The 19,171-nt window shown below is 57.7% G+C and carries 17 protein-coding genes and 1 tRNA gene; 10 read left to right on the top strand and 8 right to left on the bottom strand.

Annotated features, from left to right (window positions below):
• Window positions 1-66: 66 nt before the first annotated feature.
• Window positions 67-381 carry a YkgJ family cysteine cluster protein gene (locus tag K0F75_RS18910; protein ID WP_219063487.1) on the top strand — a complete coding sequence of 105 codons (315 nt, stop codon included), beginning with the start codon at window positions 67-69 and terminating at the stop codon, window positions 379-381.
• Between the two features lie 15 nt (window positions 382-396).
• On the opposite strand, the gene K0F75_RS18905 is transcribed toward K0F75_RS18910, so the two are convergent.
• The 6 genes from K0F75_RS18905 to hemA form a co-directional block, all read right to left on the bottom strand.
• Complete coding sequence (locus K0F75_RS18905) at window positions 397-915, bottom strand: acyloxyacyl hydrolase (protein ID WP_219063486.1); 519 nt, start codon at window positions 913-915, stop codon at window positions 397-399.
• Between the two features lie 118 nt (window positions 916-1,033).
• Window positions 1,034-1,834: a glutamate racemase gene (murI, locus tag K0F75_RS18900; RefSeq protein ID WP_219063485.1), complete on the bottom strand. Its 801-nt coding sequence runs from the start codon at window positions 1,832-1,834 to the stop codon at window positions 1,034-1,036.
• On the bottom strand, window positions 1,827-2,582 hold the full coding sequence (locus K0F75_RS18895; protein WP_219063484.1) for a molybdopterin-synthase adenylyltransferase MoeB: 756 nt from the start codon (window positions 2,580-2,582) through the stop codon (window positions 1,827-1,829). Before K0F75_RS18895 ends, murI begins: the two co-directional genes overlap by 8 nt.
• Window positions 2,576-3,418 carry a peptide chain release factor N(5)-glutamine methyltransferase gene (gene prmC / locus K0F75_RS18890; RefSeq protein WP_219063483.1) on the bottom strand — a complete coding sequence of 281 codons (843 nt, stop codon included), beginning with the start codon at window positions 3,416-3,418 and terminating at the stop codon, window positions 2,576-2,578. The genes K0F75_RS18895 and prmC overlap by 7 nt, the downstream gene beginning before the upstream one ends.
• The gene (prfA, locus tag K0F75_RS18885; protein WP_219063482.1) at window positions 3,419-4,501 is read right to left on the bottom strand and encodes a peptide chain release factor 1; all 1,083 of its coding nucleotides are present in this window, start codon (window positions 4,499-4,501) and stop codon (window positions 3,419-3,421) included.
• The gene (gene hemA, locus K0F75_RS18880; RefSeq protein WP_219063481.1) at window positions 4,498-5,775 is read right to left on the bottom strand and encodes a glutamyl-tRNA reductase; all 1,278 of its coding nucleotides are present in this window, start codon (window positions 5,773-5,775) and stop codon (window positions 4,498-4,500) included. Before hemA ends, prfA begins: the two co-directional genes overlap by 4 nt.
• 227 nt (window positions 5,776-6,002) lie before the next feature.
• On the opposite strand from hemA, the gene K0F75_RS18875 reads away from it, so the two are divergent.
• The 9 genes from K0F75_RS18875 (at window position 6,003) to K0F75_RS18835 (ending at window position 15,967) form a co-directional block, all read left to right on the top strand.
• Window positions 6,003-7,730 (top strand): tetratricopeptide repeat protein, encoded by a 1,728-nt coding sequence (locus K0F75_RS18875; RefSeq protein ID WP_219063480.1) that lies wholly within the window; start codon window positions 6,003-6,005, stop codon window positions 7,728-7,730.
• Between the two features lie 4 nt (window positions 7,731-7,734).
• Entirely contained in the window at window positions 7,735-8,352 is a 618-nt protein-coding gene (gene lolB, locus K0F75_RS18870) for a lipoprotein insertase outer membrane protein LolB (RefSeq protein WP_219063479.1), read from the top strand.
• 2 nt (window positions 8,353-8,354) lie between these two features.
• Entirely contained in the window at window positions 8,355-9,206 is an 852-nt protein-coding gene (gene ispE, locus K0F75_RS18865) for a 4-(cytidine 5'-diphospho)-2-C-methyl-D-erythritol kinase (RefSeq protein WP_219063478.1), read from the top strand.
• Between the two features lie 35 nt (window positions 9,207-9,241).
• Window positions 9,242-9,316: transfer RNA gene (locus K0F75_RS18860), tRNA-Gln, on the top strand.
• A gap of 46 nt (window positions 9,317-9,362) precedes the next feature.
• Complete coding sequence (locus K0F75_RS18855; protein WP_219063551.1) at window positions 9,363-10,304, top strand: ribose-phosphate pyrophosphokinase; 942 nt, start codon at window positions 9,363-9,365, stop codon at window positions 10,302-10,304.
• A 137-nt stretch (window positions 10,305-10,441) separates the two neighbouring features.
• A complete protein-coding gene (locus K0F75_RS18850) occupies window positions 10,442-11,038 on the top strand; it encodes a 50S ribosomal protein L25/general stress protein Ctc (protein WP_219063477.1) in 597 nt (198 codons plus the stop codon).
• A 165-nt stretch (window positions 11,039-11,203) separates the two neighbouring features.
• Window positions 11,204-11,788, top strand: a complete 585-nt coding sequence (gene pth / locus K0F75_RS18845; RefSeq protein ID WP_219063476.1) for an aminoacyl-tRNA hydrolase — start codon at window positions 11,204-11,206, stop codon at window positions 11,786-11,788.
• A gap of 21 nt (window positions 11,789-11,809) precedes the next feature.
• A complete protein-coding gene (gene ychF, locus K0F75_RS18840) occupies window positions 11,810-12,910 on the top strand; it encodes a redox-regulated ATPase YchF (protein ID WP_219063475.1) in 1,101 nt (366 codons plus the stop codon).
• Between the two features lie 123 nt (window positions 12,911-13,033).
• Entirely contained in the window at window positions 13,034-15,967 is a 2,934-nt protein-coding gene (locus K0F75_RS18835) for an EAL domain-containing protein (RefSeq protein WP_219063474.1), read from the top strand.
• A 55-nt stretch (window positions 15,968-16,022) separates the two neighbouring features.
• Here K0F75_RS18835 and K0F75_RS18830 read toward each other — a convergent pair whose 3' ends face one another.
• Together K0F75_RS18830 and K0F75_RS18825 are read right to left on the bottom strand one after the other, a co-directional pair.
• Complete coding sequence (locus tag K0F75_RS18830) at window positions 16,023-16,241, bottom strand: YdcH family protein (RefSeq protein ID WP_219063473.1); 219 nt, start codon at window positions 16,239-16,241, stop codon at window positions 16,023-16,025.
• A gap of 121 nt (window positions 16,242-16,362) precedes the next feature.
• On the bottom strand, window positions 16,363-19,041 hold the full coding sequence (locus K0F75_RS18825; protein WP_219063472.1) for a cation-transporting P-type ATPase: 2,679 nt from the start codon (window positions 19,039-19,041) through the stop codon (window positions 16,363-16,365).
• Window positions 19,042-19,171 lie beyond the last annotated feature (130 nt).

The following is a 19,171-nucleotide window of genomic DNA, read 5'->3' as shown; positions in this document are numbered from 1 at the left end:
TGCAAAAGGCGGTGTTCTGTCAGGGGATTCACACGGGTGCTGCGCACTGGCATACACTGCGCGCCTATGACAACCACCAACATTCCATTGACCCCCATCGACGCAGAACCGGCCGTCACGTGTTCGACCTGCGCAGCCTGTTGCTGCCAGCTGGAAGTGATGCTGATCACCGATACCGGCGTGCCTGAACGTTACATCGATACCGACGATTGGGGCGGCGAGGTCATGTTGCGTCTGGATGACGGCTGGTGCGCGGCGCTGGATCGCAACACCATGATGTGCAGCATCTATGAAAAACGCCCGCTGATTTGCCGCGAGTTCGAGACAGGCGAAACGGATTGCCTGAATGAACGCCGTGGGATTGCCACGGCGTATCTCTGAAACGGCATCACGCCGTTAGAAGGGCATCGTGTAGTGCAGGGCGTAACTTTCTACACCGGAGTTGACGTCGTTGAGCCCGGCGTTGGAATAGTGCGTCGCACGAACCCCGACCTCATGCCCTCCAGCAAAGCGCAGACCAAACCCAAGCCGGTCCTCGAACAGAAAAGACGTGCCCAACTGCTGATCTTCTACCCGAGTGCCGGAAAACACCGCGACGCCGATACCTGCTTCCACGTACGGCTTGACGTTTTGACCCGCGAACTCATAAACCAATACCGGCGAGAACGACAGGCTGTTGTTACTGGAGCCGTGGCGGCCGGCCCAGTAGGTGTACCCCCCGCTCCAGTAGCCTGTCAGGCGACCCACGTCACTCTGTAACCAGCTTTTATCCCAATCAAACTGTAAGCCCAAGCGATAGGTCATTGTCGACTCGCCGGTCTGACCGACCGATAACTCGACGCCCGCCGCTTCAGCGATAACACTTTGCCCCATGAGTGCGGCCGCAATCGCAGCCAAACAAAACAGTCGCTTCATCAGAAACATCCTATTTTCGAATGCAGTTGTAGAAATTTTTTACTTATCCGCCGACGCGTTATAAACATTCGCCGTTACACGTTAGTTCAGCTCAAAACTGAGCTCTTCGTGTTTTTTTTTACTGAGGGAAGAATCGCACACAGCCCGATGATTTCCATAGCAACGGTAGGATTTTTCTGAAATTTTCCGGATCTGCACTGGTCCAGAACTGCGTTTCCTGAGCCGGCCCCGTCGCCAGTAACTCGCGCTGGGTCAATAACCGCTGAAGTTGCCGGGCGACTGCGCCGCCCGTATCGATCAGGCTGATCGACTCCGGGACCATTTGGCGCAGCAGTGGTTTCAGGAAAGGATAGTGCGTACAGCCGAGAATAATGGTGTCGCAGCCCGCAGCCAGTAAAGGCTCGACATAGCTGCGCAACAAGCTGCTGATCGTCGGGCTGACCAGATCGCCGGTTTCGATCAGCTCGACCAAACCAGGACACGGCTGGGTGACGACCCGCACATCGAGTGCAAACCGGTCGAGCAAGGCCGCAAACTTGGCGCTCTGCAAGGTACCTGTGGTCGCCAGCACGCCCACCACACCGCTGCGGGTGGCCGCTGCTGCCGGTTTGACGGCAGGCTCCATGCCGACGATAGGCCAGTCAGGATAGCGTTCGCGTAAATCAGCAACGCCTGCCACCGTCGCGGTATTGCAGGCCAGCACCAGTGCTTTGGCGCCCTGCTTCTGGAAAAAATCGGCAATCACCGCACAGCGTTGGCGAATGAACTCGGGGGTTTTCTCGCCATAAGGAACGTTGCCGCAATCGGCCACATACAGCAGGGACTCGTTGGGTAACAGGCTGCGAATCTCACCCAGCACCGATAAACCGCCCACTCCGGAATCAAAGACCCCAATCGGCGCTTCATGGGTGTTAGTCATGGGCAAGACCGCACACACTGCAGGCTGGATCGCGCTTGACCCTCAACTCGCGAAAGCGACTGGTCAACGCGTCGATCAATAGCAAACGCCCCACTAACGGCTCGCCAAACCCCGCCAACAGCTTCAGTGCTTCGAGTGCTTGCAGGCTGCCGACCAGACCCACCAAGGGCCCGAGGACACCGGCTTCGCTGCACGTCAGTTCAGCTTCGCTGCCATGCCCGTACAGGCAGTGATAACACGGGCTGTCATTGCGCCGTGGATCGAACACCGACAATTGCCCTTCCAGGCGAATCGCTGCACCACTGACCAGCGGCTTACGCGCCGCGACACACGCCGCATTTACCGCTTCGCGGGTGGAAAAGTTGTCAGAGCAATCGAGTACGACGTCAACATCGGCTACCGCAGCAGCCAGGCTGTCGGCATCCAGTGCGCTGCGATGAGCGATCAGTTTCACCTCGGGATTGATCGCGGTCAGGCGTTCAATGGCCGAATCGACCTTGCTCTGCCCGACGCTGTGGCTGTCATGGATGATCTGCCGTTGCAGATTGGTCAGGTCCACGGTGTCGAAGTCGGCCAGATGCAACTCGCCGACACCGGCAGCAGCCAGATACAGAGCCACAGGAGAACCCAGGCCGCCGAGGCCGACAATCAACGCCCGGCTGTGTTTGAGGCGCAACTGACCGTCGATATCCACGTGCTGCAACAGAATCTGCCGACTGTAGCGCAACAGTTCCTGGTCGGTCAGCACGGGAGGCGCCCAAGAGTAATACGCTCGTGGCCGCCCAAATCCTTGCGGCTGTGCACACGTTCAAAGCCTTGGTTTGCCATCAGGTCGCGCACGGCGGCGGCTTGATCGTAACCGTGTTCAAGCAACAGCCAACCGCCAACATCGAGGTACTGCGGCGCCTGGGTAATGATGACGCGCAGGTCGTCCAACCCGTCGACGCCCGCCACCAAGGCACTGCTCGGTTCGAAACGTACGTCTCCTGCCGCCAGATGCGGATCAGCGCTGGCAATATAAGGAGGGTTGCTGATGATCATGTCGAAACGCTGACCTTCAAGTGCGCTGAACCAATGGCTGTTCAACACAGTGGCGTTGTTCAGGTGCAGGCGCTGACGATTGCGCTCGGCCAACGCAACGGCTTCAAGGATGCGATCTACAGCCGTTACGTTCCAGGCCGGACGTTCACTGGCCAGCGCCAGGGCAATGGCGCCGGTGCCTGTGCCCAGATCAAGCACGGTGACAGGCGCCAGAGCTGGCGTTGCCGCATGCAGTTCGAGCGCTGCTTCGACCAACAGCTCTGTGTCGGGACGCGGGATAAGCGTGTGTGGCGCCACTTCCAGGTCCAGCTTCCAGAACCCTTGCTGGCCCAGAATATAGGCCACCGGCTCGCCCGCACGACGGCGTTGCAGATAGGAGGCAAACACCTGCGCCGCTTCGCTGCTGACAATCCGCTCGGGCCAGGTGTGCAGATAGCTACGGGGCTTGCCCAGGGCGGCAGCCAACAACAACTCCACATCCAGGCGCGCGGTCGGCGAATCCGGTAGCTCGGCGGCTCTTAACACGCTGGCGATAATAGTCATTTACTCACCCAATGCCGCAAGTTGATCAGCCTGGAACTCGGCCAGCAACGGTTCGATCACTGCATCGACTCCACCGGCCATAACGTCATCAAGGGAATACAGCGTCAAGTTGACCCGATGGTCCGTCACACGACCCTGAGGAAAGTTGTAGGTCCGAATTCGTTCGGAGCGATCACCCGACCCCACCAGCAATTTACGCTCGCTGGCGATGGCATTGGCCGCCGCGCTGGTTTGCTGATCGTTGAGTTTCGCCGACAGCCAGGACATCGCCCGGGCCCGGTTCTTGTGCTGGGACCGCTCTTCCTGGCATTCGACAACGATGCCGGTCGGAAGGTGAGTAATGCGCACCGCCGAGTCGGTCTTGTTCACGTGCTGACCACCGGCGCCGGAGGACTTGTACGTGTCGACACGCAAATCGGATGAGTTGATCTCGATGACTTGTTGCTCATCGGGCTCAGGCAATACCGCCACGGTGCAGGCAGACGTATGAATACGCCCTTGGGATTCGGTTTCCGGGACGCGCTGCACGCGATGGGCACCGGACTCGAATTTCAATTTGCCGTAGACGTGATCGCCTTCGACGCGCGCAATGACTTCTTTATAGCCGCCATGCTCGCCTTCGTTTTCCGACAGAATTTCCACGCGCCAGCCGCGACGTTCAGCGTAGCGTGAGTACATGCGAAACAGGTCGCCGGAGAAAATAGCGGCCTCGTCACCACCGGTTCCCGCACGAATTTCGAGGAACACATTGCGCCCGTCGTTCGGGTCCTTGGGCAACAGCATGCGTTGCAGTTGACGTTCCAGCTCGATCAGTTGTTCCTTGGCTTCGCGGACTTCCTCGACGGCCATTTCACGCATGTCCGGGTCACTGTCCTTGAGCAGCGCCTGTGCACCTTCCAGATCGCCCTGCACTTTGAGCAACTGGTTGTAGGTCACCACAATAGGCTCTACTTCGGCGTACTCCCGGGAATAGGCGCGAAACCTGGTTTGCTCGGAAATGACTTCGGCATCACCCAGCAGTGCGGTCAGTTCCTCAAAACGATCATTGAGGATGTCCAGCTTATTGAGCAGTGAAGCTTTCATTGCGGGGGTTTATCCGTCGAGCCCTCACCGAGGGCAAAAAGTTCTTGGGCCATGGCCAACGCATCGAGGCGACCTTCGGCAGACAGCTTTTTCAACTGCACGCTTGGAGCATGCATCAATTTGTTGGTCAGCCCTCGCGCCAATTGCACCAGCACGTCTTCGGCGCTGCTGCCGTTGGCCAACATGCGTTGGGCTTTGAGCAATTCATCGTCACGCAGGCGCTCGCTTTGTTGACGATAGGCCTTAAGCACATCCACTGCCGCCAGCTCTCGCAGGCGCAACATGAACTCATCGGCACCCAGACTCACCAGTTCTTCAGCCGCTTGCGCAGCGCCCTGGCGACTCTTGAGGTTTTCGGCGACCACTTCGTGCAGGTCATCGACGCTGTAGAGGTAAACGTCGTCCAGCTCGCCGACTTCCGGCTCGATATCGCGAGGCACCGCAATATCGACCATGAAGATCGGTTTGTGCTTGCGCAGCTTCAAGGCGCTTTCCACCGCGCCCTTGCCCAGGATCGGCAACTGACTGGCGGTGGAACTGATCACGATGTCGCTTTTGACCAGCTCAGCCGGAATATCGGACAGTAAAACCGCGTGGGCACCGAACTCCGCAGCCAGAATACTGGCCCGCTCAAGAGTACGGTTGGCCACCACGATACGCCTCACGCCCAGATCATGCAGATGCCGGGCAACCAGCGTGATGGTTTCGCCCGCGCCAATCAACAATGCCTGGCTGCGCTGCAAATCACTGAAAATCTGCTTGGCCAGGCTGACGGCAGCAAACGCCACCGACACCGGGTTTTCACCGATGGCGGTATCGGTGCGCACCTGCTTGGCAGCGTTGAAGGTGGCCTGGAACAACCGGCCCAGCAGCGGGCCAATGGTCCCTGCTTCCCGCGCAACGGCGTACGCAGACTTCATCTGGCCGAGAATCTGTGGCTCGCCAAGCACCAGCGAGTCAAGCCCTGAGGCGACCCGCATCATGTGACGAACGGCCGCCTCATCTTCATGCACGTAAGCACTGGCGCGCAGTTCGTCCAGGCTCAGGTGATGATAATCGGCCAGCCAGCGCAGTATGGCATCGGACGCCAGGTGGTCCTGTTCGATGTACAGTTCGCTACGGTTACAAGTCGAGAGGATCGCAGCTTCGCGGCTGTCGGTTAGACGGCAGAGCTGCTGCAAGGCCTCAACCAACTGCTCAGGCGTAAATGCCACGCGCTCGCGGACGTCTACTGACGCAGTCTTATGGTTAATACCAAGTGCAAGGAAGGCCATTCAAGGTCGCTGATGGTGACGTGAAGCCGGCAATTGTCCTACTTCGCCAGAGTGAGAACAACCACCGCAGAATATTGTCCGAATTGAGCGACTCAGTTGAAGCCGTTTATCGGGCGTGTTTTGACCCCAAAGAAGGCCAACTGAGTAGTTTTCGCATGGGCTGTGGGTTTGCTCCTAGGCTTGTGTCATGATGATCCGACCGCAGGTAAGTCGCCCTCTCCCTATATATGAATAGATCCTCCGCGTTATTTCTCGCCTTTGTCTTTCTGAATGGTTGCCAGGCTATAGCCCCCGTTTCACCGGATGCTACGCCGCCGGCCGCAGACACGACGCCCGCACCTGCCCCGAAACCGCAGGTTTATAGCTCGTTCACCGAAGACACAGTGTTCAGCCTGTTGAGTGCGGAGCTGGCGGGTCAGCGCAACCGATTCGACATCGCGCTGGATAACTACGTCACCCAAGCGATCAATACTCAGGATCCGGGGATTTCCGAACGCGCTTTCCACATTGCCGAGTACGTGGGCGCCGATCAGGCAGCGCTGGATACCTCGCTGATCTGGGCGAAAAACGACCCGACCAATCTTGAAGCACAACGCGCGGCGGCGATTCAATTGGCCCGTGCAGGACGTTACGACGACTCCATGGCGTACATGGAGAAGGTCCTGCAAGGACAGGGCGATACGCATTTTGACTTTTTGGCGCTGTCTGCCGCCGAAACCGATGCAGGTACCCGCAACGGTCTGCTGACCAGCTTTGATCGCCTGCTCAAGAAATACCCGAAAAACGGCCAGCTGATCTTCGGCAAAGCCTTGCTCCTCCAGCAGAACGGTGATGCCCAAGGCGCCCTGAAACTGCTGGAAGACAATCCGGCCAACGATGGCGACGTGACCCCTATCCTGCTGCGCGCCCGCCTCCTGCAGGGCATGGACCGAGGCAAAGAGGCCTTGCCGATCCTGGAAAAAAGCATTCGCCAATACCCGGACGACAAACGCCTGCGCCTGACCTATGCCCGCATGCTGGTCGAACAGAACCGCATGGACGACGCCAAAGTCGAGTTCTCCAGCCTGGTGCAACAGTTCCCGGATGACGACGAGTTGCGTTATTCGCTGGCGCTGGTTTGCCTTGAGGCCAAAGCCTGGGATGAAGCCGTCGGCTACCTGGAAGACCTGATCGCTCGCGGCAGCCACGTTGATTCGGCGCACCTGAACCTCGGCCGTGTCTACGAAGAGCGCAACGATCCGCAAAACGCCCTGGCCGAATATGCCCAGGTCGGCCCCGGCAATGACTACCTGCCGGCGCAACTGCGCCAAAGCGACATACTGATGAGCAACGGCAGCGTGGCCGAAGCCTCGAAACGCCTGGCTACTGCACGCGAAGCGCAGCCCGACTATGCGATTCAGCTGTACCTGATCGAAGCCGAAACCCTGGCAAACAACAACCAGAGTGATCGAGCCTGGCAAGTGCTGGGACAGGCGTTGAAGCAGTATCCCGACGATTTGAACCTGCTGTATACCCGGGCCATGCTCGCGGAAAAACGCGACGACCTGTCGCAAATGGAAAAAGACCTGCGCGCGATTATCAAGCGCGAGCCTGACAACGCCATGGCCTTGAATGCCTTGGGCTACACCCTGTCAGACCGCACGACGCGCTACGCCGAAGCCAAGGCACTGATCGAACGAGCGCACACACTGAACCCGGAAGACCCGGCCGTACTCGACAGTCTGGGGTGGGTAAATTACCGCCTGGGCAACCTCGATGAAGCCGAACGCCTGCTGCGTCAGGCGCTGGAACGCTTCCCGGACCACGAAGTCGCCGCTCACCTGGGCGAAGTACTGTGGGCCAACGGCAAGCAGCGCGAAGCCCGGAAAGTCTGGAGCAAAGCCCTCGAGCAACAACCTGATAGCCCTATTTTGCGCAGCACTCTGCGGCGCCTGACCGGATCTGAGACTCTCTAATTTTATGTTTTTGCGCCACGTTATCGTTTTCAGCCTGATCGCCCTGCTCACCGGTTGCGCCGGTTTTACCTCCCGCGAAGCCCTGCAGGGCCAAGGCAACCCCGCGCAATGGCGCGAACACAAAGCGCAACTGAGCAGCCTCGACGGGTGGCAAATCAGCGGCAAGGTCGGTATTCGCGCCCCGAAGGATTCGGGCAGCGGCACCTTGTTCTGGCTGCAACGTCAGGACTACTACGATATCCGCCTCTCAGGCCCTCTGGGACGCGGTGCAGCACGTTTGACCGGGCGACCGGGTAGCGTGGCCCTGGAAGTGGCCAATCAGGGCCGCTACGAAGCTGCCAACCCCGAAGACCTGCTCCAGCAACAACTGGGCTGGAAGTTGCCGGTGTCGCATCTTGTCTGGTGGGTACGCGGCCTACCCGCTCCCGGCAGCAAGAGTCGCTTGAACCTGGATGGCGATAGTCGCCTTGCCAGCCTCGAGCAGGACGATTGGCAAGTCGAATACCTGAGCTACACGCAACAGAACGGCTATTGGCTGCCTGAGCGCATCAAGCTGCATGGTCAGGACCTTGACGTCACGCTGGTGATCAAGGACTGGCAACCACGCAAATTGGGGCAGTAATCATGACCCCTCCTCGCCTGACGTTGCCTGCACCCGCCAAACTCAATCTGATGCTGCATATTCTTGGCCGTCGTGAAGACGGCTATCACGAGTTGCAGACGCTGTTTCAATTTCTCGACTACGGTGACGAACTCAGTTTCGCCGTACGCGATGACGGAGAAATCCGCCTTCAAACTGAAATCCCCGGCGTGCCCCACGACAGTAACCTGATCGTAAAAGCCGCTCGCGCATTGCAAAAACAGTCCGGCTGCATCCTTGGAATAGACATCTGGCTGGAAAAACGTCTGCCCATGGGCGGAGGAATCGGCGGCGGAAGCTCCGATGCAGCCACCACATTGCTCGGCCTGAATCACCTATGGAAACTTGGCTGGGATGAAGATCGCCTGGCCGCATTGGGCCTGACATTAGGCGCGGACGTCCCGGTTTTCGTGCGTGGGCATGCTGCATTTGCTGAAGGTGTCGGCGAAATACTGACCCCTGTAAACCCCGAAGAACCTTGGTATCTGGTGCTTGTACCGCAAGTATCTGTAAGTACAGCAGAAATTTTTTCAGATCCACTGTTGACACGAGACACTCCTCCCATTAAAGTGCGCCCCGTTCTCGAGGGAAACAGTCGAAATGACTGCCAACCGGTTGTAGAGAGGCGTTACCCAGCTGTTCGTAACGCTTTGAAATTGTTAGGCAAATTTGCCGAAGCAAAATTAACCGGAACTGGAAGTTGTGTGTTTGGGGCCTTCCCAAACCAAGCCGAAGCTGATAAAGTCTCGGCCCTTCTTACAGAGACCCTTACAGGGTTTGTAGCAAAGGGAAGCAACGTTTCGATGTTGCATCGCAAGTTACAAAATCTGTTCTAAGAATTGAGTGCTGGGCACTCAAGGTGAAACATTACAGGGGCGTCGCCAAGCGGTAAGGCAGCAGGTTTTGATCCTGCCATGCGTTGGTTCGAATCCAGCCGCCCCTGCCATTTTCTATACTCATCCAGGTATACCCTCAGCCGGCAGGTAGTGCGCGTGTCCAAGATGATGGTCTTTACGGGGAACGCTAACCCCGATCTAGCTCGGCGTGTCGTACGCCAGCTGCATATCCCTCTAGGTGATATCTCCGTCGGCAAATTTTCCGATGGCGAAATCAGTGCCGAGATTAATGAAAACGTCCGCGGTAAAGACGTCTTCATCATCCAGCCAACCTGTGCCCCAACCAACGATAACCTGATGGAACTGGTTGTGATGGCAGACGCCTTCCGCCGCTCCTCAGCGTCCCGGATCACTGCGGTGATTCCATACTTTGGTTATGCCCGCCAGGATCGCCGTCCGCGTTCCGCACGTGTAGCTATCAGCGCGAAAGTTGTCGCTGACATGCTGACCGTGGTGGGGATCGATCGTGTTCTCACGGTTGATTTGCATGCGGACCAAATTCAGGGATTCTTCGATATTCCGGTAGATAACATCTACGGCTCCCCCGTTTTGGTGGATGACATCGAAGATCAACGCTTCGAAAACCTGATGATTGTTTCCCCGGATATCGGTGGCGTCGTGCGTGCACGGGCTGTTGCCAAATCCTTGGGCGTCGATCTCGGGATCATCGACAAACGCCGTGAGAAAGCCAATCACTCTGAAGTGATGCATATCATCGGTGATGTCGAAGGGCGTACCTGTATTCTGGTCGATGACATGGTCGATACCGCCGGCACTCTGTGCCACGCGGCGAAGGCCCTGAAAGAGCATGGCGCTGCCAAGGTCTTTGCCTACTGCACACACCCTGTGCTGTCGGGTCGGGCGATCGAAAACATTGAAAATTCCATGCTGGACGAACTGGTGGTGACCAACACCATCCCGTTGTCCGCTGCCGCACAATCCTGTTCACGTATCCGCCAACTGGATATTGCACCGGTAGTCGCTGAGGCGGTACGCCGCATCAGCAACGAAGAATCGATCAGCGCGATGTTCCGCTAAGGGCTCTGCCCACGGTTGCATTACGCTGTCGAAAAGCGCCCCGCCCCAACCTATTGTTGGGGCGGGGCTTTTTTGCCCATATCGTCTGAGCGCTGGTCGCAACCGCTGGGCGAATGTGGTTATTTTGGAGAAACAACATGAATAATTTTACTTTGAATGCTGAAGTGCGTTCCGACCTGGGGAAAGGTGCGAGCCGCCGCCTGCGTCGTCTCGCAAGCCTGGTTCCAGCGGTCGTTTACGGTGGCGAAAAAGCCCCTGAATCGATCAGCATGCTGGCTAAAGAAGTTGCCAAACTGTTGGAAAACGAAGCTGCTTTCAGCCACGTTATCGAACTGAACATTGGTGGCACCAAGCAGAACGTCGTGATCAAGGCACTGCAACGTCACCCGGCCAAAGGCCACGTGATGCATGCTGACTTCGTACGCGTTATCGCTGGTCAGAAACTGATCGCTCACGTACCTGTGCACTTCATCAACGAAGAAGCACCGATCAAGAAAGGCGGCGAAATTTCGCACGTTATTTCCCAAGTCGAAGTGACTTGCCTGCCGAAAGATCTGCCTGAGTTCATCGAAGTCGATCTGAATGCTGCTGAAGTGGGTGACATCATTCACCTGTCCGACCTCAAAGCACCTAAAGGCGTTGAGTTCGTTGCACTGGTACACGGTAACGACCTGGCTGTTGCCAACGTTCACGCACCACGTGTAGCACCTGAAGCAGAAACCGCTGCCGAGTAATTAATTGCTTGGTAACGTCGGAGTTGCTCAGAAAGCGTCGCGAGCGATAGTCAGGCAAAGCGGGCGAGATCGCGGAGTTTACATCATGGTAAATGAGCACATTTCGCCCGCTTCTGCCGCTACGCATAGCGATGTTATCCACAACTCCAAGGAAGAGCCCCTGTCGTGACTGCCATACAACTGATCGTTGGCCTGGGAAATCCAGGCGCCGAATACGAACAGACCCGGCATAACGCAGGGGCTCTTTTTGTTGAGCGTATTGCTGCGGCGCAAGGCGTCAATCTTGCCGTCGAGCGAAAATTTTTTGGCCTGACCGGGCGATTCAGTCACCAGGGTCAGGATGTTCGTCTGCTGATTCCCACCACGTTCATGAACCGCAGCGGCCAAGCCGTAGCGGCGCTCGCTGGCTTCTATCGCATTCCGGTAGACGCCATACTGGTGGCACACGATGAACTTGACCTGCCTCCCGGCGTTGCCAAGCTAAAGCAAGGCGGCGGCCATGGCGGTCATAACGGACTGCGCGACATCATCGCGCAGCTCGGCAATCAGAATACGTTTCACCGCCTGCGGCTTGGCATTGGCCACCCGGGTGATGCCAGCAAGGTCTCCAATTTTGTTCTGGGTCGAGCGCCACGCGCTGAACAGGAAAAACTGGATGCCAGTATCGATTTTGCCCTCGGCGTGCTGCCGGATATCTTCGCCGGTGAATGGAACCGTGCGATGAAAAACCTGCACAGCCAGAAGGCCTGACTAACTCCAAGGGGAAATATCATGGGATTCAATTGCGGCATCGTCGGCCTACCCAACGTCGGCAAGTCCACCCTGTTCAACGCCCTGACCAAATCCGGCATCGCGGCTGAGAACTTCCCCTTCTGCACCATCGAGCCGAACACCGGTATCGTGCCGATGCCGGATGCACGCCTGGACGCTTTGGCGGCCATCGTTCTCCCGGAACGTGTACTGCCGACCACCATGGAATTCGTCGACATCGCCGGCCTGGTTGCTGGCGCCTCGAAAGGTGAAGGTCTGGGCAATAAATTCCTGGCCAACATCCGCGAAACCGATGCCATCGCCCACGTGGTCCGCTGCTTCGAAGACGAAAACGTGATTCACGTATCCAACAGTGTCGACCCGAAACGCGACATCGAAATCATTGACCTGGAATTGATCTTCGCCGACCTCGACAGCTGTGAAAAACAGCTGCAAAAAGTCGCGCGCAATGCCAAAGGCGGTGACAAGGAAGCTGTTGCACAAAAAGCCATTCTGGAACAACTCATCGCCCACTTCTCCGAAGGCAAGCCCGCGCGCAGCCTGGTGAAGAACATGAGCGCCGATGACAAGCAACTGGCTCGCGGCTTCCACCTGCTGACCATCAAGCCGGTCATGTACATCGCCAACGTTGCTGAAGACGGCTTCGAGAACAACCCGCTTCTGGACGTGGTCCGCGCCATCGCCGAAGAAGAAGGCGCTATCGTAGTGCCCGTCTGCAACAAGATCGAAGCAGAAATCGCCGAGCTCGATGACGGCGAAGAGAAGGACATGTTCCTTGAGGCACTGGGCCTTGAAGAGCCTGGCCTGAACCGCGTGATCCGCGCGGGCTACGAAATGCTTAACCTGCAAACCTACTTCACCGCCGGCGTAAAAGAAGTTCGCGCCTGGACCGTCCGCGTGGGTGCCACCGCACCACAAGCCGCAGCCGTGATCCACACCGACTTCGAAAAAGGCTTCATCCGCGCCGAAGTCATCGCCTACGCAGACTTCATCCAGTACAAAGGCGAAGCCGGTGCTAAAGAAGCGGGCAAATGGCGCCTGGAAGGCAAGGATTACATCGTCAAAGACGGCGACGTGATGCACTTCCGCTTCAACGTATAAGTCGCTACTGCTATTTCATTGGGCTGCAGGAAATGCCTGAAACCCAATGAAAACCTGAAGCCCCCTGAAACAGGGGGTTTTTTGCATCTAGAGTCGTCATAGGACATCTAGGGAATTTAGCCAATGCCTAACTATGAAGTCCTTTCCAATCGCCTTCGATTCATTCCCTGGGTCTTCCTCTGCCTGGGGCTGACGCTGACCTATGCACTTCAGGACATTCCCCGCGAGTCTGCCCGACAGGCGCTCCACGATGAGTTCGACTACCGCACCAACGAAATCATCGAGAACACCAACAGGCGCTTGCAACGTTACGAGCAACTAATGGAAGGCCTGTCTGGCCTGTTCGCAACGTCGCTCGTTGTCACGCGCAGCGAGTTCGGTAGATACGTTGAAGCCCTTAAACTCGAAGGCAAGTACCCGGGCATTCAGGGATTAGGATTTGCTCCGCGGGTGTTGCCCGAGGACAAGTCCAGACACATCGCCGATGTACGCGCAGAGGGCCTGGTTGATTACACCATCAACCCCAGCGGTAACCGAGACCTCTACACCCCCGTCATCTACCTGGAGCCTTTCAACTCGCGCAATCAGCGCGCGATTGGCTACGACATGTATTCCGAGCCGGTTCGTCGTGTGGCGCTGAATCAGTCGAGGGATGAGGAAATTACCACTATCTCGGGCAAGGTTCGGTTGCTGCAGGAAACCGATCATGACGTTCAGGCAGGATTCCTGATGTACCACCCGGTCTATCGCCTGCAGGCTCCCCATCAGACAATCGACGAACGCCGGGCAAACCTGATCGGTTGGGTCTATGCCCCCTTCCGCATGAATGACCTGATGGTCGGGATCCCGGGACAACGCTTTGGCGAAGCCAGCACCACACTGAGTCTAGACCTCTACGATGGTGACTCGGTTGAACAGAGCGCATTGATATTCAGCTCGAAAAGCCATAGCGAGAGCACGACTCCCGAGTTTCACACCACCCGGCTTGTCCCTCTTTTTGGCCATCAGTGGACGGTAGTGGTCAGCTCACTGGCACCCTTCGACGCCCGACTGAAAAGCGAAAAAGCCGACATCATTGCAGTTTCCGGTACCGTTGCCAGCGTCCTGCTGGCCCTGATCGGCTGGCTGCTGGTGACCGGTCGAGTACGGGCGCTGGTCATTGCCAAAGACATGACCGCCGCTTTACAGCACAGCGAAACGGTACTCAGGAAGCTCAATCGCGACTTACGGCTGCTCAGTCGCTGCAATACAGCACTGGTGCACGCTGAAGATGAGTACACCCTGCTGGCTGAAATTTGCCGTTTGTGTGTGGACAGGGACAATTACCTGATGGCCTGGGTGGGCTATGCGGAGCAGGATGAAGCCAAAAGGGTGCGCCCTATAGCGCAAGCCGGTTATGACAACGGGTACCTCGATGGGATCAATATCTCCTGGGCGGATACCGAGAACGGTCAAGGCCCGACCGGTATGGCCATCCGCAACGGTCAGCTGAATATCAGCCAGGATATCCTGAACAGCCCAAGAATGGCGCCGTGGCGCGAGGCGGCAAACCAGCATGGTTACCAGTCCAGTGTGGCCCTGCCGCTCATTTGCGACGCCAAAGTGCTGGGTGCGTTAACCATTTATGCAAGCGAAGCGCACGCCTTCGACCCGGAAGAGCTGAAGCTTCTGCAGGAGCTGGCCAACGAACTGGCTTACGGCATCATGGCGTTGCGTACCCGTGCAGAGCATGCCGCCGCCAAGGAAACGCTGGCGTTCCTGGCCCATTACGACCCACTGACCCACCTGCCCAATCGTCTGCTGCTGCGCGACCGCTTTGAGCACGCGGTACTCGCCAGCAGGAGCGAAAACACCACGCTCACCGTGCTTTACCTCAATCTGGATCATTTTCAGCGGATCAATAACAGCCTGGGATACGCTGTCGGCGACCAGATACTGGTCATGGTCGTTGAACGGCTGTGGCAGTGCATCCCGATGACCGCAACGATCAGTCGAATTAACGGTGACGAGTTTGTTGTCTTGCTCACGGGAAATTACGACGTTGCGGAAATTATTGGCTTCGCGAACGCTATCCAGGAGGTCTTTGTTGAACCTCTGGAAGTCGACAGCCATAAACTGAGTATTTCTTTCTCCATCGGCATTGGCTTGTTCCCGAATGACGGAGAGGACTTCGACACCCTGTTCAATAACGCCCACACGGCAGTCAATAGTGCCCAGGAGGCGGGTCGCAATACCTATCGCTTCTTCACGCGTGAAATGAATATCGGTCTGATTGAGCAAGTTCGACTCACCGGGGGATTAAGCAATGCCCTGCGAAATCACGAATTCGTGCTCCATTATCAGCCTCAGATAGACATTCGCAGTGGTCGGATCATCGGCGCGGAAGCGCTGATACGCTGGCAGCACCCGGTCGACGGGCTGGTACCTCCGGGTAAGTTCATTCCTCTGGCCGAGCGCAGCGGCCATATCGTCCAGATAGGCGAATGGGTGCTCAACGAAGCCTGTCGTCAAGCCAGGATCTGGCAGAGCCAATATTCGCCAGCACCGGTAATAGCCGTCAATCTCTCGGGCTTGCAGTTCAAACGCGGGAACGTTCTGGAAGTGGTGTCTGCGGCGCTTGCCAGGTCTGGGTTGCGACCGGACCGGCTGGAACTGGAACTGACCGAATCTATTCTGCTGCAGGACGTGGATGCCACGATAGAAACCCTGCGCGGCTTGAAAGCCATGGGTGTGAAGCTGTCCATCGACGATTTCGGAACCGGCTATTCCAGCCTTTCGTATCTCAAGCAGTTGGCGGTCGACAAACTCAAGATCGATCAATCGTTTGTGCAGGACATGCTGACCGATCCCGATGGCGCCTCAATCGTCAAAGCCATCATCCAGCTTGGGCACACCCTGCAACTCACGGTGATCGCTGAGGGTGTGGAAATCGATGCCCAACTGGCGTTCCTCGACGAGTCAGGATGCGATGAGGCTCAAGGGTATTTGTTTAGCCGTCCGGTTCCAGCCGATCAACTCGCCAGGCTCCTCGAAAAGGGACTGGCCGCGCTGACCTGAGAAATCCGGACACGCCAGGTTAACCTTGAATCTACAAACATCCCTGACTTGAGAACTATACGGTCTCAGCTTTCTTGAGAATCACGTAAAGCTGGTCTTTCAGGGTCAGCTTTTCTTTTTTCAGATTTTCGGTTTCAAGCTCAGTGCCCGATTCGATGCGTGCCTCGATGTTCTTGATGCGCTGATCCAGCTGATTATGTTCATCGAAAAGACGTGAAAAGTGCTTATCTTCAGCTTTAAGACGAGTAATCAGGTCACGGTATTCTGGAAACATAAAAGCTCCTAATTGAAGTAGTGTCCTGACAATTATCCAAAGCCATCCGCTTGGGTTCCATGATCAGGATCATGCCAACGGCAAATACTCAGAAAATTCCTCCGGTTGAAGTGACACGTGTTCATGGACCGGCGCATCGGCGCCTGACAAGCGCCTTGCGCGCCTCCTCCAGCCCAATCAGCAGCAGGGCGAACGGCAACAGGAACAGCCACACTTCGAACGGCAGTGGCGCGGTACCCAAGAGCGCATTGCCCCAACTGTTGTAAGTAAAAAACAGGATCAAGACGATTTCCAGCACCACGCCCCAAAGAATCAGGGGATTGCCGCGCAACCCCGTGTCGAAAACCGAGCGGGTCGCACTTCGACAGAGAAAGACGTTGACCACCTGAAGTACCACAATGGCCGCCAGGCTGCCGGTGGTTGCCTGGTGATAAAGCGGATCGGAAAAAGCCACTGTGTCGCCGAACCTCCAGCCACCACGGTGCAGGACAACGATGAACGTCGACACGGTTGCAAACGCTTCAAACAAGCCCAACGCCACATAGCCACGCAGGGCAACCCCCAGGTTGAACAAGCGTTCTCTCGGAGGACGCGGCGGGCGCTGCATGACCTGCGGGTCTGGTCGCTCCACCCCGAGGCCGAGCGCGGTCAGGGTGTCGGTGCCCATGTCGATGGCAAGCATTTGCAAGGGCGTGATCGCCAGCGGCAGCTTGACCAGCACAAAGCCGAGATAGGGAATCAGCTCCGCCATGTTGTGCGCCAGGATGTAGGTGAGAAACTTGCGGATGTTGTCGAACACCGCCCGCCCCTCTTCGACGGCATTGACGATGCTGGCGAAATTGTCATCCAGCAGCACCATGTCGGCCACCTCGCGGGCCACATCGGTGCCCGACAACCCCATCGCAATACCGACATGGGCGCTCTTGAGGGCCGGTGCGTCATTCACCCCATCACCGGTCACGGCAACGATCTCGCCTTTGCGCTTGAGCGTTTCGACGATCCGCAGCTTCTGCTCTGGCGCGATGCGTGCACAAATGATTTCGGCGGCGTCCAGCGCCAGTTGCAACTGCGCATCGGACAACTGCAAAAGCTGTGCGCCGGTGAGCACCTGCGGCGCATCCGAGCGTACCAAGCCAATCTCGCGCGCGATTGCCAGCGCCGTGTGCGGGTTATCTCCCGTGACCATGATCACTTTGATGCCTGCCGCCTGACAGGCGCTAATCGCCCCCGGCACCTCTGGTCGGGGCGGATCCTGCAACCCGACCAGCCCCGCGAGGACCAGCGCCTGCTCGCCAGGCACCTGCCCCGCTGCCACGTCGCGCCACGCCAGGGCCAGGACCCGCAAGCCACGGTCGGCCATCGACGTCTGCGCCGCCAGGGTCAGGGCTCGAGATTCGTCCGAGAGCGGCGTGACCACACCATCGCGCCATTGCCCGGTGCACAGCGGCAATACCTTTTCCAGCGCGCCCTTGCACAACAGTCGAGACCCGCCTTCCATCGCGTACACCACCGACATACGCATGCGCTCCGCATTGAACGGCAGCTCATGCAAGCGTGCTAACGGACACGTCTGAGGCGCGATACGGTTCACCAACTGGAGCATCGCCTGCTCCATCGGGTCACCCAGGTAGGCCAATGATTCACAGGAGCCGGTTTGCTGCAGATCGTGGCACAACCCGGCCACCTGAAAAAACGGCGCATTGGCCTGCGCAATGCCGACGGGCAAGCCTTGCTCAAGGTCGCCATACAGACTGCCATCCAGCCAAAGCGCGGTCACCGTCATCCGATTTTGGGTGAGGGTGCCGGTCTTATCGGTGCAGATCACCGTCGTCGAGCCCAACGCCTCGACGGACGGAAGATGACGAATCAGCACCTGCCGCCTCGCCATGCGCTGGGTGGCCAGAACCAACGACAACGTCAGGGTCGGCAACAAACCTTCCGGCACCATTGCGACGATCAGGCCAATGGTGAAAATGAAATCACTCCAGAAGGGCATGCCCAGCAACATCCCCAGGCAGAAAAAGATCACGCCGATCCCAAGCGCCAGTATCAGAATACTGCGACTCAGGTGGGCAACCTCGCGTCGCAGTGGCGAGGTTTCAGCACCGCTGGCCTGGGTCAAATGGGCGATGCGCCCGAACTCGGTATGCATGCCCGTGGCAAAGACCACGCCGCGGCCCTTGCCCGACATGATCGCAGTGCCCGTCAGCACGATATTGCCCGCGTATAGCCAGTCCTCGGCACCACTGGGTTGGGCGTCACGGGCTTCGGCCGTCGACTCGCCGGTCAGGGGCGCGTTATTGACCTGCAGTGAGAACGCCTCGATCACCCGGCAATCCGCCGGCACCCGGTCACCCTCGGCGAACAGTACGATATCGCCGGGCACCAGCGCCTCGGTCGCGACCCGCAGTACCGAACCATCGCGCAGCACATGAGCCTGCTGCGGCAGTAATCTGCGCAGGGCAGACAGCGCTTTCCCGATCCGATACTCCTGCCAGAATGAGAACAGACCGCTGACCAGAATGACCGCGATGAGGGCATAACCGAGGCGAGCCATGCCTTGCCCCGGAGACTTCCACTCAGCAATGAACGCCAGCAACGCCGCCAGCCACAACACAATCGAGAAAAAATGCACAAACTCCTTCAGCAACGCCCGCAACCAGCTGCGGCGTCGAGCGTGGGCCATTCGGTTGAGGCCGAACTCGCGCTGACGGCGCTGAACCTGAGCCGGAGAAAGCCCCTGTTCAGTGGCTTGCACGCTGGCCAAGGCGTCAGCGACCGACAGCTGATGAATTTTCATGCTCATAGCCCAAGGCCCGTAATGCACTGTCTGAGCGTAGCTGCGTCGCTGCCAACATGAATGATCGCTAGTGCACCTGAGCACATTTTCCACGGCGTGGAGCCTCAACTGCGGTCTGTACCTGCGGGTG

Origin of the sequence: Pseudomonas sp. UMAB-08 (genome assembly GCF_900095225.1) — a bacterium.
Taxonomy (GTDB): Bacteria; Pseudomonadota; Gammaproteobacteria; order Pseudomonadales; family Pseudomonadaceae; genus Aquipseudomonas.
The sequence above is the reverse complement of the archived record's forward strand: the minus strand, read 5'-3'. Positions and strand labels throughout refer to the sequence as shown.

Bases quoted from the DNA above. Each gene is read 5' to 3' on its own strand.
- prfA (WP_219063482.1), bottom strand. From the start codon at position 4,501: ATGAAAGCTTCACTGCTCAATAAGCTGGACATCCTCAATGATCGTTTT.
- murI (WP_219063485.1), bottom strand. From the start codon at position 1,834: ATGACTAACACCCATGAAGCGCCGATTGGGGTCTTTGATTCCGGAGTG.
- hemA (WP_219063481.1), bottom strand. From the start codon at position 5,775: ATGGCCTTCCTTGCACTTGGTATTAACCATAAGACTGCGTCAGTAGAC.
- lolB (WP_219063479.1), top strand. From the start codon at position 7,735: ATGTTTTTGCGCCACGTTATCGTTTTCAGCCTGATCGCCCTGCTCACC.
- prmC (WP_219063483.1), bottom strand. From the start codon at position 3,418: ATGACTATTATCGCCAGCGTGTTAAGAGCCGCCGAGCTACCGGATTCG.
- K0F75_RS18875 (WP_219063480.1), top strand. From the start codon at position 6,003: ATGAATAGATCCTCCGCGTTATTTCTCGCCTTTGTCTTTCTGAATGGT.
- ispE (WP_219063478.1), top strand. From the start codon at position 8,355: ATGACCCCTCCTCGCCTGACGTTGCCTGCACCCGCCAAACTCAATCTG.
- K0F75_RS18910 (WP_219063487.1), top strand. From the start codon at position 67: ATGACAACCACCAACATTCCATTGACCCCCATCGACGCAGAACCGGCC.
- K0F75_RS18830 (WP_219063473.1), bottom strand. From the start codon at position 16,241: ATGTTTCCAGAATACCGTGACCTGATTACTCGTCTTAAAGCTGAAGAT.
- K0F75_RS18905 (WP_219063486.1), bottom strand. From the start codon at position 915: ATGAAGCGACTGTTTTGTTTGGCTGCGATTGCGGCCGCACTCATGGGG.
- K0F75_RS18825 (WP_219063472.1), bottom strand. From the start codon at position 19,041: ATGAAAATTCATCAGCTGTCGGTCGCTGACGCCTTGGCCAGCGTGCAA.
- K0F75_RS18850 (WP_219063477.1), top strand. From the start codon at position 10,442: ATGAATAATTTTACTTTGAATGCTGAAGTGCGTTCCGACCTGGGGAAA.
- ychF (WP_219063475.1), top strand. From the start codon at position 11,810: ATGGGATTCAATTGCGGCATCGTCGGCCTACCCAACGTCGGCAAGTCC.
- K0F75_RS18835 (WP_219063474.1), top strand. From the start codon at position 13,034: ATGCCTAACTATGAAGTCCTTTCCAATCGCCTTCGATTCATTCCCTGG.